Raw genomic sequence first — 15587 nt, forward strand, 5'->3', positions numbered from 1 at the left:
CATGGCCATCTTTTCCCACCCACACATAAGAAACAGCGCCCGTTGGAACGGCCTGCGCATCGGTTTGCTCGGCGGCTCCTTCAATCCCCCGCACGAAGGTCATCTGCACATTTCTCGCATCGCGCTGGCCACGCTCCATCTCGACGCCGTCTGGTGGATCGTCACCCCCCAAAACCCGCTCAAGGACAAATCAATCCTGATGCCCTACGACGAACGCATAGCACTTTCGCAGAACCTGACGAAGGGCCAGCCGAAAATCATCGTCACCGATATCGAACGCGATCTGGGAACGAACATCACCGCTTTCACGGTCAGAAAACTCAAAACCCATTACCCCGGCACAAATTTTGTCTGGATTACCGGCATGGACAACGCCCTCAACCTTCACAAATGGAACCTCTGGAGAAATCTGCTCTCCGAAATCTGTATGCTGCACATCACCCGCCATCCGGCGGTCTCCCTGACCCAGAGATGCCCCCAACGCCTGCTTAACGGCCACCGCCATGTGATTCTCGAACGCGGCGGAGAAGTTCCCCTCCTCCCGAAGATTTCCTACTGGCTCCTGCAAAAGAAAATGATCAACATTTCCTCAACTGAAATAAGGAATAAAAACAAAGAGTTAGGGAGAGAATCCGTCTGCGCGTAACCCGCAAGAAACAAAAGATTTTTGCGTCCCGGTGCGGATAGGTGTAAAATAGGGACATGGAAGGAAGAAATTTTCTGTTTCATAGATCAGGGGGCGTGAAAGCGTGAAAGTCGGCGTTGTTCAGCGCACTTTGATAAAACTGGTAAAGAATAGAAGGAGCATGGCTGATCCCTGAAGGGTTCGGTCATTTTTGTTTTTTAACACCCAAAAAAGGAGGGGCACCATTCAAAGCAAAACAGTAACCCGGGCCTTAACCCCCGAAAAAGCCAAAGCCTTGGTCGAGAAATCTCTGGATGCAGACAAGGCTCAGGACATCGTCACCATACCCCTCAAGGACTCCTCGGCGCTGGCCGACTATATGATCATCGCCACAGGCACATCTTCGCGGCACGTAAGTGCGCTGGCACAGAAACTCAAGGAAAAACTGCAAAAAGCCGGACAAAAAAGTATCCGCACCGAAGGCCTCAGTCAGGGCGATTGGGTGATTATGGATACCGGCGATATCATCATCCATATTTTCCGCTCCGAAGTCCGCGCCTTCTATAACTTGGAAAAAATGTGGACGATGCAAACGCCCCCCGGCTTGGTCGGGCAACAAGCACAAGCCTGGTAAAGGCCAACAAAAAATCCGGCCACGGATTGACTAGGGCAAATTCTATTGTTCAAAATTGAAATCATTGCTGTTGCCCGCATCAAAAAAGGGCCATACGCCGATCTTGCGGAGGAATACAGCAAACGGATCCGCTGGCCGCTCGACATCCGCGAAATCGACGCCCGCCACACCTCGCCCGCTCAGGGGCAGGCGGAGGAAGAACTAAAAATCCTTAAATCCCTGAAGCCGGACGCGATAAAAATCGCCCTCGACGAACGCGGCGAAACACTTTCCTCCACACAATTCGCCAAAATTCTGGGTGGTTACAGAGATGAAGGCGCTGGTACCCTGCAATTCATCATCGGCGGCGCCGACGGGCTGACGTCTCAAATCCGAATCCAGACCCAAAAACAGATCAGTTTCGGGCGCCAGACCTGGCCGCATCTTCTTGCGCGAATCATGCTTTTGGAGCAAATATACAGAGCCCAGCAGATTCTCTCCGGCCACCCTTACCACAGGGAATGACGGAAACCCTCTCGGGCGTGAAACCCTGAGTGACCGCAAAACCCATGCCCAAAAACACCTTGCGCCAAAGCCTGAAACTTTTCTGCGGCCTGCTGGCTCTGCTCCCGGCTTCTGTAAACGCGGCCCCGCATAAACCCAAAAACAAGACCGAAACGCTTAAGGCATATCAGGAACGTCTGAAATCCGAGGAACGCGAAAAGGCAGAATTGGAAAAAAAGGCCGAAAGCCTGAATGACGAACTCTCCCGGATCAAGGAGGAACTGGTGAACGCCACAACCCAGATGCGCCTGAACGAGGAAGAAATCGGCAGCCTTGAACAAAATCTTCAGGAGCTTGAAGCAAGACAGGAACTGGTCCGCGGCAATCTGCACAAGGACCGCTCCAGCCTCTCGCGCCTGATCGTCGCCCTCGAACGCCTGCGCCGAGTCCCGCCGGAGGCCATGCTGGCCAAGCCGGACACCCCTTATGAAACCGCGCAAAGCGCCCTGTTGATGGCCGAGATTGCCGGACGCATCCATAAGGAGGCTCTGGCCCTGAAGGAAAAACTGACCGAGCTTGAAGACATAACGCGCCAAAAGGAAGAACGGAAGAACACACTGGTCAGGAATACGGAAACCTTACAGGGCCAGTATGAGGAAATAAGCCTTCTGGTTAAAAAACGTGAGGAAATCTATAAGGAGACCAACCACGACATCGCCGCCAGGGAATCCGAGATACAGCGGCTCTCGCTCCAATCCAGGAACCTGGAAGATCTGATCGAGCGGCTGGAAGAAGATCGCAAGCGTCAGGAAAAGAAAGAGCGCGAAAAGCAGGAAAAGGAGGAAAAAGAGGAAAAAGAGCAGGAACGCCTGAAGCTGGCCGCCCTGCAATCCAAAAACAATCTTCGCCCGCCCCCGCCCCCAGAGAAAAAAATAGCAAAACCTCAGCCGCTCCCTACGGGCCTAAGCCCGGCCCAACTCCCGATTTCCGGGATTATCCGCGTCCGCTACCATGAAAACGACGAGCGCGGGGCGGTCAGCAACGGCTTATCAATGGAGGGGCGCCCCGGCGCACTCGTCCTCGCGCCGATCGGTGGAAAAATACAGTTTGCGGGGGCTTTCAAAAAATACGGGAATCTGATTATTATTGAGCACGCTAAGGGATATCATAGTCTCGTGGCAGGGCTGGATAAAATCAACGCGGTCGTAGGGCAAATAGTCTCGTCCGGCGAACCGTTGGGGCTTTTGCCGAGTGGAGTTGCAGGTGCAAAACCAAAGCTCTATTACGAACTAAGGCACAAGGGACAGCCGGTGAACCCGTCCGTCCTGTTTTCCGAACTAAGTTAATCCGGGTTAATATCGCTGATTTTAAGGACAACAAACTGTGAATACAAAATTTTTTCCGCGTATCCTTCTGGCTCTGACCCTCCTGCTGTTGGGAACAGCTTCGCTTGTTCAATCGCAGGCACAGGAGGATCCGCAGCCAACCGAAGAACCGCAAAAGGAAGAACCCGCGTCCGATAAAAAACCCGAGGAAAAAGCCAAAAACTACAGCGAAACCTATAAATACCTCAACTTGTTCGGTGACGTCTTCGAGCGCGTCCGTTCCGAATATGTCGAGGAAGTGGCCGACAAGGATTTGATCGAATACGCCGTGAACGGGATGCTCTCCAGCCTCGACCCCCACTCCTCCTATCTGAACGAGGAGCGTTTTAACGAAATGAAAGTCGAAACCCGCGGACAGTTCGGCGGCCTGGGCATAGAAGTAACGATGGAAAACGGCCTCGTGAAGGTTGTCTCCCCCATCGACGAGACACCCGCTTTCCGCGCCGGAATTCAGGCCGGCGACTATATCGTGAAAATCGACGGGGAGGCCGTGATGGGCCTGACCTTGAGCGATGCCGTGAAAATGATGCGCGGCAAGATCGGCACGACGATCGACCTTGAAATTCACCGCGAGAATATGGAAGCGCCCATAGAGGTCACCCTGACCCGCGATGTTATCAATATCAAAAGTGTCCGCCACCGTGTCGAGGGCAACGCCGGCTACATCCGCATCACCCAGTTCAGCCAGAACACGGACGAGGGCGTCCGGGAAGCGGTCGAAGACATCAAGAAGCAGCTCGGAAGCAAACTGATCGGCTATGTGCTGGATCTCAGGAACAATCCCGGCGGTCTGCTCGATCAGGCGATTGCCGTGTCCGACGACTTCCTTGAGACCGGCGAGATTGTCTCCACCCGCGGCCGCCAGGAAGACGACACCAAGCGCGATAATGCAACCGCTGGCGACATTGCTAACGGCCTGCCCATCGTGATCCTCATCAACGGCGGTTCGGCCTCGGCCTCCGAAATCGTCTCCGGCGCGTTGCAGGACCACAAGCGAGGCATCGTTCTCGGCACCAAATCCTTCGGCAAGGGGTCGGTGCAGACCGTCATCCCCCTGCCCGGCCACGGCGCGATGCGCCTGACCACCGCCCGTTACTACACGCCCTCGGGCCGCTCTATTCAGGCCACAGGCATCGAACCCGACATTCTAGTCGAGCAAGCCAGGGTAGAGGCCTTTAACAGCACTTCCCGCCTGCGTGAGGCCGACCTGCACGGCGCTCTGGACAAGGAAAACGCCAAAAAATCCGAGCAGGACAAAAAGAAGAGTGAGCCAGAAAAATCTCCGGCGCCATCTTCACTGAACGAGGATGAAAATTCCGCAAAAGACCCAGCCAACGACAACAAGAACCCGAAGGATTCCAAAAATGCCGATAAGGAGGGCGAGGAGGAGGCCGAAGACTACCAACTCGCCCGCGCCCTGGATCTTCTGAGCGGCCTCTCCCTCTATAAGCCACCCGCAGCAGCGAACGAGTAGAAAGGAACCCGAAGTGTGCGCGTGAAGCTCCCCTCCATCACGGCGCCCCGGATTCAGGACTTCGACAAAAAGTCTCTCGCGGCCGGCTTGGGTCTCGTCATCTTCTTTTTTCTCGCGCTTTATTTTTACGCCCTCGTCAACGCCGCCGGAACCTACGAAAAAATGGAATCCGTTCTGGCCAGCCACAAGGTGCTGCTCTATACACCGGAAGAAGAGAGAACATCAGAGGAGACACATAAAGATCACGCACAGGCGCCCCAACCGGAAGCCGATCCTGAAACCGCACTGATAAAATCCCCGGTCAGCGGGCTGTTCGAAGAAACCGACTACGGCAAGCTTCCCCTCCTCCGCCAGCATGACGGTATGACCAGCTTCGCCGCCTATAAACGCCCGCCGCCGCCGCTGGACTCAAAGAAACCGTCTATAGCCATTCTTCTGACTGATATCGGCCTCTCTCCCAAAAACGCCAAGGCGGCGCTTGAATCCATACCAGCGGAAATCAGCTTGCTGCTGAGCCCCTACGCGCAATCGCCTGATACATGGCGCGAACTCTCCCGCAAAAAGGGACATGAAACTTGGCTCAACATCCCCGCGGAAAGCAAAAACATCGCCCATGCCGACCCCGGCCCTGCCGCCCTTCTGATCCGCGATGACGTGGACAGCAACAGGAACAGGCTCTACTGGTCCATGGCCCGCACCACCGGCTATGTCGGCCTCGCCAGCTTTCTCGACGACTCTTTCCTGATGGCGCAAAAAAATTTCCGCGCCGTTTTCCAAAGCGGTCTGGAACGCGGCCTCGCCTATCTCGAACTCAACCCCGCCGCTGCAGACTATCTGCAGGGCGTCACCCTGAAAGCCGGCGTTCCAGGACTAAAGGCGGATATGTGGATTGTCAGGCCGCAGGGCGAAAATTCCTTTGAATCTCTGGAAAAAACCGCCCGTGAAAAGGGCTACGCCCTGGGGGTCATGCCCGCCTACCCGCAGCAGACTAAAATGCTCGAACTTTGGCTCAAATCGTTGAACCAGAAAGGCTTCGTTCTGGTCCCCGTCTCTTCACTGGCTGAAATCCAGAAGGGCGGAACCGTTGGCACCTCCGGTCACGCCGAAACACTCACCCCCCACCATCTGGACACCTCCGACCATATCGAGCCGGAGCCGCCCCAGACCGCCCTGCACTAAAGGGGAAATAACGATGCCCGCAAAAAAAAGCACCTCTTCACTACCCTACCGCCCCTGCGTCGGTATCGTTCTTCTGAACACAGAAAAAAAAGTCTTCGTCGGCGAACGCATCGACACCCCCGGCGCCTGGCAGATGCCGCAGGGCGGCATAGACTTCGACGAGGATATCAAGGGCGCAGCCCTGCGCGAACTCTTCGAGGAAATCGGCACAGCCCAAGCCGAAATCATCCGCATCGCCGAAAAAAAATTACGCTACGACCTGCCCGAAAGCACCCGTCAGAAACTCTGGGACGGAACCTATAAAGGGCAGGAACAGACCTGGGTCGCCGCAAAATTCACCGGACAGGACAGCGACATTTGCCTGACTGCCCACGATCCGCCGGAATTCTCCAACTGGCAATGGGTCAGACTAAAGGAGACGATCGACCTCATCGTTCCCTTCAAGCGCGACACTTACCGCCAGATCATCGAAATGTTCGCCGACCTTGTTTAGTTACGGCTACAAAAACTTACAGCTTTTATAAAGTCAGCGAAAACAAGGGCTTTCGAGAACCGCATCGCAGAATACTTAAGGTATTTGAGAAGCGGAAGCGCAGAAAGCCCTTGTTTGCAGTTCTTTAGAAAAGCTTTGATTTAAGGGTTAATCGGCGACCAAGCTGGATCGGACCCATCGCGGGGAGTCTTGAGAACCCGCTCGTTATACCCCGTGATATCGATGGTATAAAGCTTCGCCGAACGGCTGCCCCCCGCCGGCGTCTCCTTGAAGTATGTCAGGACACGCCCGTTGGGCGACCAGCTCGGCCCCTCGACGTGATAGGCATTGGAGATCAGGCGTTCGCCCGTCCCGTCCGCACGGATCACCCCGATATAGAACTTGCCCTGATACATCCGCGTGAAGGCAATCCAGTCTCCGCGCGGTGACCACACCGGACTGGCATACCGCCCCTTGCCGAAGGTGATGCGCTTCGCACCTGATCCGTCCGCGCTCATAACATAAAGCTGCTGCGATCCGCCCCGGTCGGATTCGAACACGATCTGACTTCCATCAGGAGAATAGGAGGGCGCAGTATCGATCCCCGGCGTATTGGTGATCCGCACAGGATTCCGCGACCCGACATCCATGACGTAGATATCCGTGTTCCCGCCCCGCGCAAGACTCATGATGATCCGCCGCCCATCGGGGGAAAAGCGCGGCGCAAACGTCATACCCGGAAACGTGCCCAACTCCGTATGCCGCCCGGAACCAAGGTCATAAAGAAACACGCGCGGCTTCCCGCCCTGATAGGACAAATACGTGATCCGCTGCGTCTCCGGAGAAAAGCGCGGAGTCAGCACCAGATAAGACCCGTCGGTCAGATATTTATGGTTCGCGCCGTCCTGATCCATGATCGCCAGACGCTTGATCCGCTTGTTGGCGGGACCGTATTCGGAAACATAAACCACGCGGCTGTCGAAATAGGCACCCTCGCCCGTAATCCGCTTATAGATTTCATCCGACATGATATGCGCGATCCGCCGCCAATTAGCATCCGTCGTCGTGTACGCCATGCCGATGAGCTGCTGCTGGTTGAACACGTCCCACAGCCGGAACTCGACCCGCGACTGCCCGTTGCCCGCCCGCGTGACGCGTCCGGTGACCAGAGCTTCGGCGCCCGTCGCCCGCCACTCGGCAAACCGCACACCTTCCTGCTCAATAGAAGCCGGAGCCTGCACGAACGACCGTGGGTTGATCGGGGCAAACAGGCCCGACCGCTCAAGGTTCGCGGTCACGATCCCCGGAATATCGGCGGCCAAGCGCTCACTATCGGCAGAGTCAGCAAAAAAACTGCTGATCGCGATGGGTCGTGGCTTCATGTTGGGACGGTCAATGACGATCTCCGTTTCCTGCGCGAACGCAGGAAAAGCCGACAGCATGACGACGAGTGAAAACACGGCAAAAAGTCTGATTGAGCGTAAAAACATGGCCATCCCTTGAAATGGTTTATAAAACACAGAAAAAGAATCGGGCATACCAGAATTCTATATCATGCCTCTGGGATCAAATGTAGCCCTGAACACCTTGAACTGCTCGTATTTGTCGGGCGGAATATTAAGCCGCGAACATTGCGGATTCAACAGGGCGTTGCGGGCAGAACTGGCAAAACTGTTAAATTTGGGATCGGAACCGTAAAGCCCCCCATCCAGAATCTCGACCCTTTTGACAACAAAATCCGGCCCAACGTGAACACGCACAGTCACTTTCATATTCTGGATGCCCTCCGCACCGGGGTCGATGTTCCAGCACGGCTGGATGCCGCGCTTGATCGCATCAATCTCGCTGGCCGTAATCTCGGAACCAAGAGACGCAATCTGCGACGGCTTGGACGATTTACTAGTGGATTCAGACAAAATCTGATCCAGAGTCCGGTCCTTCTTATCATCCGGTGAAATATCTTTGAGCAAACTGCTCAGATCACGTTTTGGTTTTTCCGCAGGCTTCTCTTTCGGCTTGTCCTGAACCTTTTCAACAACAGGCTTCGGCGGCTTGGGCTTCGTTTTGGGAATCGGGGCGGGAACGGTATCCTCAGGCAAAGGAATCTGCTCCTGCGGCTCCGGCTTCTCGACGGGCGGCGCGGGCACCTCCTCGGCGATCTCCGGCTCCTTCGGCGTCTCCAGAACGGGCGGCGACTCTTCGTTGTTATAGACGGGTTCAGGCGTGGCCGTCGGCGTCTCCTCGCTCACCTCCTCCGGCTTGTTCGGCGGCGCCATGAAATCCGTCTGCGCGATCTCGGTGATATCCACCATCTCCACGGTCACAGCCGAAGGCATGATAATCGGCGGCGGCGTCAGATAAGGCAGCGTCACGATCCCGAGCAACAGAACGCTGAGATGCAAAAGCACAGACCCCACCAGCGGCGATGTCATCCCGGCAAAGGGGTGATCCTCCTCCGGCGGCCGGTAATGCATCGTTGCAACGGCGGCGTTCACGGCAATAGCCCCCTACTGTTCCGGCTGCGAGACCAGAGCCACCTTGGTAAATCCGGCAGCACTCACCAGCCCGATGAGTTTTGAAACCTCGCCGTAAGGCAATTCGCGGTCGGCACGAATATAAATCCGAGCCTCCTCGTTCCCCTCCAGCATCCCGGTCAGAAGCCCGACCAGATTATCGTTATTGGTTTCCGTCTCCCCGATGAAAATCTTGCCCTCTTTGTTCACGCTGATTTCGATCGGCTTGCTGTCGGGGTTTTCGACCGGCTTGGCCTTGGAATTCGGCAGATCGACCTGCACCCCGGCGGTCAGGAGCGGCGCCGCGACCATGAAAATAATCAGCAGCACCAACATAACATCGACCAGCGGCGTGACGTTGATCTCCGAAATCGCCCCCGCGGAACTCGACCGCCGCCGCCTGCGCGAGGAACCCGAACCGCCTGAAATCATCATCGCCATAGCAAAAATCCTTCTTCTCGTCTTTACGCCACGCGCTTGCTGCCGCCATTGGGAATCTTCCCGGCATCCTGATTATCCATATGCCGTGAGAGAATAGCCGAAAACTCGTCCGTAAACGCCTCAAGCCGATCCGCATAACGGTTCAGACGGCTGTTCAAAAAGTTATAGGCCACAGAAGCGGGAATAGCCGCGACAAGCCCAAGCGCCGTGGCAAACAGCGCCTCCGCGATCCCCGGCGCGACGACCGCAAGGCTCGTGTTGTTGGTGTTGGCGATCTGCTGAAAACTGTGCATGATCCCCCAAACCGTTCCGAACAGGCCGATAAAAGGGGCCGAGGACGCCACGCTGGCCAGGAACGTCATCCCGCGCTCCAGCTTGTTCATCTCCCGCCCGATCATGACCGACATCGACCGCTCGACCCGCTGCTTGAGGCTGGCTTGCAAACTCTCCCGTGCGGGTAAACCGCCAACGACCCCCGCCTTCCACTCATCCATCCCCGCGGCGAACGTATGCAGCATCGGATCGTCCTTGCTCTTTTTCACGCGCTCGTAAATCTTGTCCAGCGGCTCACCTGACCAGAATGAATCCTCGAAACGATCCGCCCGTCGGTTCAGCTTGGCCAGCTGCCCGCGCTTGGACATAATGATCGCCCAAGACCAGATCGACGCGAAGACAAGAACGAGAATGACGCACTTCACCACAAGATCCGCGTTCATGAACAACGCAATCGCGCTCATATCCGCCGCCGTGAATTCGCCTAGATTTTCCGCCGCAATATCAGATGCCATAGTGTGTCAGTCTCCGGTAAAAAGATGGTTTTCCTTGTAGTTCATAAAGGCCTGACGGACTTCCTCGGGAAGGCGCACAGGCTGGATTTTTTCCGTATCTACACATACCAAGACGACGTGCATGTCACAAATCAATTCCTCTTCACTAAGGCCGTTTTCAGCCGCTTTTTCGCGGAAAACCGACTGATGCATCGTAAAACTGGTGTTTTTCATGGTCTCAATAGAGCTTTGCATAATAAGGAGATCATCCAGAAAGGCGGGCTTGTGATAATCGACCTCTATACGACGAACGACAAAGATCATTCCTTTGTTTTTTTTCAGCTCTGTATTTTCAAACCCGACAGCCCGCAAAAACTCCGTCCGCCCCCGCTCGGCGAATTTGAGGAAATTGGCATGATACACGACGCCCCCGGCATCGGTATCTTCATAATAAACGCGGAGGGGGATTTTATGTTTCATGGGGATCCGGCGAAGTTATAACACTTAATCAACAGATTCATCAACATCGGGATCAAGCAGATCGGGTTGCGTAACGCCTCGGGGCGCAGTCAATCCCAAAGTTGTGTACCCCTTCCCCGCCAGCATCCGCCCCCGCGGAGTTCTCTGCACGAACCCTTGTTGCATGAGGTAAGGCTCGATCACATCCTCAATCATATCGCGCTGTTCGGACAAGGCCGCCGAGAGCGTCTCCACCCCGACCGGTCCGCCGCTGTAATGCTCCGCGATGCACCGCAGATAACGTCGATCCATAGAGTCAAGACCGCTGGCATCGACATCCAGCCGCGTCAAGGCGAGATCGACAAGCTTCGCATCCATCGCAGCAGATTTTAAAGCCAACGCAAAATCCCGAACACGCCGCGTCAGCCGCCCCGCAATCCTGGGCGTTCCCCGTGAGCGCCGCGCAATCTCCAACGCCCCGTCCGCAGTAATCGGAATATCCAGCAAACGCGCCGTGCGCGAAACGATCAGAGTCAAATCCTCCGGCCCGTAAAATTCCAGCCGCAGCGGAATTCCAAACCGATCCCGCAGCGGCCCGGTCAACAACCCGCTGCGCGTCGTCGCCCCGATCAGAGTAAAAGGCGCCAACTCAATCTGGATCGACCGCGCCGCCGGCCCCTCACCGATAATGAGGTCCAGCTTCCCGTCCTCCATCGCCGGATATAAAATCTCCTCCACGGCAGGATTCAAACGGTGAATTTCATCAATGAATAAAACATCGAACGGCTGGAGGTTAGTAAGAAGAGCGGCAAGATCGCCGGATTTAACGATCACCGGACCGGACGTCGCCCTGAAACCCACGCCGAGTTCACGCGACACGATCTGTGCCAGTGTAGTTTTCCCCAAGCCCGGAGGACCAAATAATAAAACATGATCCATCGCCTCCTTGCGCGCCCGCGCCGAGTGGATAAACACCCGCAAATTTTCGCACAGACTCTGCTGCCCGATAAATTCAGACAAAGTCGCCGGACGCAACGCCATCTCCTGCGGCGGCTCGGCCTCCTGCGAAACAGCGACAACATCCTGATTCCGAATTTTCTTCTGCGCGTCCTGTCCGCTCATACGCTCAGCTCCTTCAACGCCAGCCGGATCAGGCTCTGCAGATTCCCCTGCTCATTATCGTTCGCTTTGCTTTTAGCAACCATCACGGCGGCAAAAGCCTCCGTCCGTGCATAACCGAGGTTGGTCAGCGCCGAAACCGCATCCTGATCGACAACATTGTCGCCAGTAGCTTCACCACCCGAAACCTTTGTCCGCGCAACACTCTCCGGCGAAAGCTCAACCTTCCCGGCCTTGTCCTTAAGTTCCGTCAGCAAACGCGCCGCCAGCTTCGGCCCCACCCCGTCCGCCTGCGTCAGCGCCGCCTTATCCTGCGAGGCAATGACAAATCCAAGCCGATCCGGCGGACAAACGCTCAAAATCGCCATGGCGACTTTCGCGCCAACCCCCTGCACGCTGGTCAGAAGCCTGAACCATTCGCGCTCCGCTGCCTCCGCAAACCCGAACAGCGTAATAGCGTCTTCGCGGACCTGCGTGATGATCAAAAGCGCGGCGGGATCGCCCGCCTGCCCGATCCGCGACAAGGTCCGCCCGCTGGCCTGCACCAGATACCCCACGCCGCCGACATCGAGAATGAGATGATCCTTGCCGAAGGAGTCAATAACACCGGAAAGCTTGCCGATCATGACGCGCCTTTACTCTTTGTTGTTCTTTTGTTCCACTCCCCATAATGCGCGTGACAAATCGCCACCGCAAGCGCATCCGCCTCATCCGCGCCAATCGGTCCACAAGCCGGAAGCAGCCGCCGCACCATCATCTGGATCTGGTTTTTCGCGGCATGACCCGACCCTGTGACGGATTTTTTGACCGTATTCGCGGCATATTCCGCGACCTCCAGCCCGAACAGCGCAGGAACAGCCATCAGAACCCCCCGCGCCTGCCCCAGTTTCAACGCGGATAAGGCATTCGTGTTGACGAACGTCTCCTCGATCGCCGCACTCTGCGGCTGATGGGTTTTAATAATTTCGGAAAGCCCCTCATGCAGGAAGGCGAGCCGCCGCGCTGCGCTATGTCCGGCGTCTGTTTTGATCAGACCGCACCCGCGAAAGCGCAGGGTATGGCCGTTAATGTCGACAAGTCCCCAGCCCGTTTTCTGCAGGCCCGGATCGATTCCCAGAATCAGCATGGCCCGAGTCTAACCCGAAGCCAGAAGTTTCTCCATGATTTCATCTGAAAGCTCGAAGTTTGCAGTCACGCTCTGCACATCGTCATTATCCTCCAGAGCCTCGATGAGCGCGATGACGTCCTTCGCCACCTCCTCCGAAACGGGGATCGTCACATTGGGGCGCCAGACCAGCCCGCCTTTCTCCGGTTCCCCGAACTTTTCCTCCAGCGCCCAGCGCACATTTCCGAACTGATCAGGAGCGCAGGTAATCTCATGCCCCTCGCTGCTGCTTTCGACATTGTCGGCCCCGGCTTCCAGCACCGCCTCGAACATCTGCTCGGCACTGGCTTTGGAAGCGGGATAGAATATCTCCCCGATCCGGTCGAACATGAAATTCACGCACCCCGTAGCGCCAAGCTCCCCCTCATTCTTGCTGAAAATTGTCCGCACTTCCCCCGCCGTCCGATTTTTATTATTGGTCAGACACTCGACAATCACCGCCACCCCACCCGGCGCATAGCCCTCATAACGGATCTGGTCGTAATTCTCGGCGTCTGCTCCCCCTGCACCTTTCAGGATCGCCCGCTCAATCCCATCCTTCGGCATGGACTGCCCGCGGGCGGTGGCAATCGCCAGCCGCAACCTTGGGTTCATTGCCGGGTCCGCCCCGCCCAGCTTGGCCGCGACCGTAATCTCCCGCCCCAGCTTGGAAAAGACTTTCGCCCGCTTGGCATCCTGCGCCCCCTTGCGGTGCTTGATATTGGCATATTTGGAATGGCCGGCCATTGCGCTGCTCCTCTATAAAAAAACCAAAGACCCCGAATTAAGAAAATATTAGGCTTTCAGGGCAACAATGGCATGGTAATGACGGCGCCAAAGTATAAGGAGAGCCAAGACTGTTGAAAAGTCTGATCTTTAACCGTCTGCGGCTTTTTTTTTCAGACGCTGCAAACGATAATAGATCAATTCAGGCAGGCAGGGCAGAAAAAGACATTCACGAATGGCCTATCGTTTTGAAACATTGAAGGTTCTGGTGGTTGAGGACAACCAGCCCATGCTGGAATTGGCCAAATCCATCCTGCAGACTTTCGGTGTCGGAACCATTTATACCGCCATGGACGGCGAACAGGGCTTCACTCTCTATTGCCAGAGCAACCCCGACATGGTCATCGCCGACTGGATGATGCAGCCTTGCGATGGCATTTCCCTCACCCGCCGCATCCGCAACGACCGCCGCAGCCCCAACCCCTATGTCCCCGTCATCCTCATGACGGGATTCAGCGAAAAGCGCCGCGTCATCGCCGCCCGCGACGCCGGCGTAACCGAATTTCTTGTCAAGCCTTTCAATGCCCGCGATCTCTACCGTCGCATTGTGCAGGTGATCGAAAAACCGCGGCAATTCGTGCGTTCCGAGGATTTCTTCGGCCCCGACCGCCGCCGTAAGGAAGCGAAGGCCTACTCGGGTCCAAAACGCCGCAAGGAAGACCGTCCCGCGATGGCCGCCCCGATCATGCCCGACGATATCGCCTTTCTTGATGATAAGGAATAGAGCAGAGCCATGCCCGCCGACATCAAGCATTACAATCAAAGCCCCAAGCGCAACGCGGAATTCATCAAGCCGCCGAACATGATTAAGGCGAAAGTTGGCTCTGGCGGCCTCAACGACGCCATTCTCGATCGGGCACAAAAATTATTGGAAAACACGACAGTTGATTTCGCCCCTCTGGCCGAAATATACCTGACCTCCATGATGAAGGGTATCGTCAGAGCCAAAAAGCCGGAGCCGGACGACGATAACGAATTCCTCATCGCGGGAATCCTCTACCCCTGCGCCCAGCTCAAGGCCAACGGTGGCATGTTCCATTACCCGCTAGTCACCCGCATTGCCGACCGCTTCGTGCAGTTTCTGGAGGTCGTGGACAAGATCGACCTCGACGCTCTCGAAATCGCCGAGGCCTTCCACACCACCATCAAGACGGTCATAACAGCCAAAATTAAAGGAGACGGCGGTAAGGATGGCAACGAACTCGTCGAAGCTTTGAATGACGCCTGTATGCGCTATTTCGAAAAAAATAAACACAACCTCCGCCAGCCCGATGAAGGCGAAGAATTCTAAACCTTGGGCACCGTGTTAGGCAACGTATCCCCCACCCGCACCGGATCGACCGAAACCGCCTTCCCGCTCCGGTCATCGGTTACGATAAACACGCCGCACAATGTCTTGTTTTCGCTGGCGGGTATGAGCGGTTCCCCCGGCATCTTCTTCAAAAATCTCTGGATGGCGATATCTTTTCGCACCCCGATCACGCTGTCGTAATCCCCGGTCATCCCCGCATCGCTCTGGTAAGCTGTCCCGCCGGAAAGAATGTGCGTATCCGCCGTCGGCGCATGGGTATGCGTACCGATCACCGCCGAAACCCGACCGTCGAAATGATGGGCGAAGGAATATTTCTCGCTCGTCGCCTCGCCGTGAAAATCCACGAACAGCGCCTGACAGCTTTTCCCGAGAACATTCTCCCGCAATATTTTTTCCATTAACGCAAACGGATCATCGAGCGCATCCATAAACAGCCGCGCCATGAGATTCACAACCGCAATCTTCCGCCCGTCCTGAAGAGTATGAACGTAAACCCCCGCCCCCGGTGTCCCGTCAGGAAAATTCGCGGGCCGCAGCAACTTCGGATCGCGGGCGATATACGGAATGATCTCCCGCTGGTCCCAGATATGGTTCCCGCTGGTAATCACATCCACCCCCAGCACATAAAATTGCTGGCAGATTTTATCCGTGATCCCCTTGCCGTGTGCCGCATTCTCGCCGTTGACGATCACCACATCAGGCGCCAGATCGCGTTTCAGACCCGGAAGATAAACCTCCAGCGCCTCCCGCCCGGCACGGCCCATGATATCCCCGATAAACAAAATTCTCATAAG

General features: G+C 56.0%; 19 protein-coding genes. 9 read left to right on the forward strand and 10 right to left on the reverse strand.

Annotation, left to right across the window (positions count from 1 at the left end; all coding sequences use genetic code 11):
* Window position 1 precedes the first annotated feature (1 nt).
* From nadD to IPN28_09025, 7 genes are all read left to right on the forward strand, one after another.
* Window positions 2-646, forward strand: a complete 645-nt coding sequence (gene nadD / locus IPN28_08995; protein ID QQS56424.1) for a nicotinate (nicotinamide) nucleotide adenylyltransferase — start codon at window positions 2-4, stop codon at window positions 644-646.
* Between the two features lie 223 nt (window positions 647-869).
* Window positions 870-1259 carry a ribosome silencing factor gene (gene rsfS / locus IPN28_09000; GenBank protein QQS58583.1) on the forward strand — a complete coding sequence of 130 codons (390 nt, stop codon included), beginning with the start codon at window positions 870-872 and terminating at the stop codon, window positions 1257-1259.
* Between the two features lie 45 nt (window positions 1260-1304).
* Window positions 1305-1763 (forward strand): 23S rRNA (pseudouridine(1915)-N(3))-methyltransferase RlmH, encoded by a 459-nt coding sequence (locus IPN28_09005; GenBank protein QQS56425.1) that lies wholly within the window; start codon window positions 1305-1307, stop codon window positions 1761-1763.
* 29 nt (window positions 1764-1792) lie between these two features.
* Window positions 1793-3088 carry a peptidoglycan DD-metalloendopeptidase family protein gene (locus IPN28_09010; GenBank protein ID QQS56426.1) on the forward strand — a complete coding sequence of 432 codons (1296 nt, stop codon included), beginning with the start codon at window positions 1793-1795 and terminating at the stop codon, window positions 3086-3088.
* A gap of 88 nt (window positions 3089-3176) precedes the next feature.
* A complete protein-coding gene (locus IPN28_09015; GenBank protein QQS58584.1) occupies window positions 3177-4601 on the forward strand; it encodes a S41 family peptidase in 1425 nt (474 codons plus the stop codon).
* Window positions 4602-4616: 15 nt separating this feature from the next.
* The gene (locus tag IPN28_09020; protein ID QQS56427.1) at window positions 4617-5780 is read left to right on the forward strand and encodes a divergent polysaccharide deacetylase family protein; all 1164 of its coding nucleotides are present in this window, start codon (window positions 4617-4619) and stop codon (window positions 5778-5780) included.
* 13 nt (window positions 5781-5793) lie between these two features.
* Entirely contained in the window at window positions 5794-6273 is a 480-nt protein-coding gene (locus tag IPN28_09025; GenBank protein ID QQS56428.1) for an RNA pyrophosphohydrolase, read from the forward strand.
* Between the two features lie 140 nt (window positions 6274-6413).
* Here IPN28_09025 and tolB read toward each other — a convergent pair whose 3' ends face one another.
* The 9 genes from tolB to IPN28_09070 are packed head-to-tail and all read right to left on the reverse strand — an operon-like array spanning window position 6414 to window position 13442.
* Window positions 6414-7748 (reverse strand): Tol-Pal system protein TolB, encoded by a 1335-nt coding sequence (gene tolB, locus IPN28_09030; GenBank protein QQS56429.1) that lies wholly within the window; start codon window positions 7746-7748, stop codon window positions 6414-6416.
* A 51-nt stretch (window positions 7749-7799) separates the two neighbouring features.
* On the reverse strand, window positions 7800-8747 hold the full coding sequence (locus tag IPN28_09035) for a hypothetical protein (protein QQS56430.1): 948 nt from the start codon (window positions 8745-8747) through the stop codon (window positions 7800-7802).
* Window positions 8748-8759: 12 nt separating this feature from the next.
* Window positions 8760-9206, reverse strand: coding sequence for a protein TolR (gene tolR / locus IPN28_09040; protein QQS56431.1), 447 nt, complete (start codon window positions 9204-9206; stop codon window positions 8760-8762).
* A 23-nt stretch (window positions 9207-9229) separates the two neighbouring features.
* Window positions 9230-9994: a protein TolQ gene (gene tolQ, locus IPN28_09045; GenBank protein QQS56432.1), complete on the reverse strand. Its 765-nt coding sequence runs from the start codon at window positions 9992-9994 to the stop codon at window positions 9230-9232.
* Window positions 9995-10000: 6 nt separating this feature from the next.
* Window positions 10001-10453: a tol-pal system-associated acyl-CoA thioesterase gene (gene ybgC, locus IPN28_09050; protein QQS56433.1), complete on the reverse strand. Its 453-nt coding sequence runs from the start codon at window positions 10451-10453 to the stop codon at window positions 10001-10003.
* 24 nt (window positions 10454-10477) lie between these two features.
* Entirely contained in the window at window positions 10478-11554 is a 1077-nt protein-coding gene (gene ruvB, locus IPN28_09055) for a Holliday junction branch migration DNA helicase RuvB (GenBank protein ID QQS56434.1), read from the reverse strand.
* Window positions 11551-12177: a Holliday junction branch migration protein RuvA gene (gene ruvA, locus IPN28_09060; GenBank protein ID QQS56435.1), complete on the reverse strand. Its 627-nt coding sequence runs from the start codon at window positions 12175-12177 to the stop codon at window positions 11551-11553. The genes ruvB and ruvA overlap by 4 nt, the downstream gene beginning before the upstream one ends.
* Complete coding sequence (gene ruvC / locus IPN28_09065) at window positions 12174-12677, reverse strand: crossover junction endodeoxyribonuclease RuvC (protein QQS56436.1); 504 nt, start codon at window positions 12675-12677, stop codon at window positions 12174-12176. The genes ruvA and ruvC overlap by 4 nt, the downstream gene beginning before the upstream one ends.
* A gap of 9 nt (window positions 12678-12686) precedes the next feature.
* Window positions 12687-13442, reverse strand: a complete 756-nt coding sequence (locus IPN28_09070; protein ID QQS56437.1) for a YebC/PmpR family DNA-binding transcriptional regulator — start codon at window positions 13440-13442, stop codon at window positions 12687-12689.
* A gap of 214 nt (window positions 13443-13656) precedes the next feature.
* Here IPN28_09070 and IPN28_09075 point away from each other — a divergent pair, with 214 nt between their 5' ends.
* Both IPN28_09075 and IPN28_09080 read left to right on the forward strand, forming a co-directional pair.
* Window positions 13657-14205 carry a response regulator gene (locus tag IPN28_09075; GenBank protein ID QQS56438.1) on the forward strand — a complete coding sequence of 183 codons (549 nt, stop codon included), beginning with the start codon at window positions 13657-13659 and terminating at the stop codon, window positions 14203-14205.
* 9 nt (window positions 14206-14214) lie between these two features.
* Window positions 14215-14772 (forward strand): hypothetical protein, encoded by a 558-nt coding sequence (locus tag IPN28_09080; GenBank protein ID QQS56439.1) that lies wholly within the window; start codon window positions 14215-14217, stop codon window positions 14770-14772.
* On the opposite strand, the gene IPN28_09085 is transcribed toward IPN28_09080, so the two are convergent.
* Complete coding sequence (locus tag IPN28_09085; GenBank protein ID QQS56440.1) at window positions 14769-15584, reverse strand: TIGR00282 family metallophosphoesterase; 816 nt, start codon at window positions 15582-15584, stop codon at window positions 14769-14771. The two genes, IPN28_09080 and IPN28_09085, sit on opposite strands and share 4 nt — an antisense overlap.
* Between the last annotated feature and the right edge of the window lie 3 nt (window positions 15585-15587).

This window comes from Alphaproteobacteria bacterium, assembly GCA_016699735.1.
Lineage (GTDB): Bacteria > Pseudomonadota > Alphaproteobacteria > Micavibrionales > Micavibrionaceae > JAGNKE01.

Coding starts and splice junctions, on each gene's coding strand:
- IPN28_09025 (QQS56428.1), top strand. CDS start 5,794: ATGCCCGCAAAAAAAAGCACCTCTTCACTACCCTACCGCCCCTGCGTC.
- tolR (QQS56431.1), bottom strand. CDS start 9,206: ATGGCGATGATGATTTCAGGCGGTTCGGGTTCCTCGCGCAGGCGGCGG.
- IPN28_09075 (QQS56438.1), top strand. CDS start 13,657: ATGGCCTATCGTTTTGAAACATTGAAGGTTCTGGTGGTTGAGGACAAC.
- ruvC (QQS56436.1), bottom strand. CDS start 12,677: ATGCTGATTCTGGGAATCGATCCGGGCCTGCAGAAAACGGGCTGGGGA.
- ruvA (QQS56435.1), bottom strand. CDS start 12,177: ATGATCGGCAAGCTTTCCGGTGTTATTGACTCCTTCGGCAAGGATCAT.
- IPN28_09080 (QQS56439.1), top strand. CDS start 14,215: ATGCCCGCCGACATCAAGCATTACAATCAAAGCCCCAAGCGCAACGCG.
- IPN28_09085 (QQS56440.1), bottom strand. CDS start 15,584: ATGAGAATTTTGTTTATCGGGGATATCATGGGCCGTGCCGGGCGGGAG.
- tolB (QQS56429.1), bottom strand. CDS start 7,748: ATGGCCATGTTTTTACGCTCAATCAGACTTTTTGCCGTGTTTTCACTC.
- tolQ (QQS56432.1), bottom strand. CDS start 9,994: ATGGCATCTGATATTGCGGCGGAAAATCTAGGCGAATTCACGGCGGCG.
- IPN28_09070 (QQS56437.1), bottom strand. CDS start 13,442: ATGGCCGGCCATTCCAAATATGCCAATATCAAGCACCGCAAGGGGGCG.
- nadD (QQS56424.1), top strand. CDS start 2: ATGGCCATCTTTTCCCACCCACACATAAGAAACAGCGCCCGTTGGAAC.
- ybgC (QQS56433.1), bottom strand. CDS start 10,453: ATGAAACATAAAATCCCCCTCCGCGTTTATTATGAAGATACCGATGCC.
- ruvB (QQS56434.1), bottom strand. CDS start 11,554: ATGAGCGGACAGGACGCGCAGAAGAAAATTCGGAATCAGGATGTTGTC.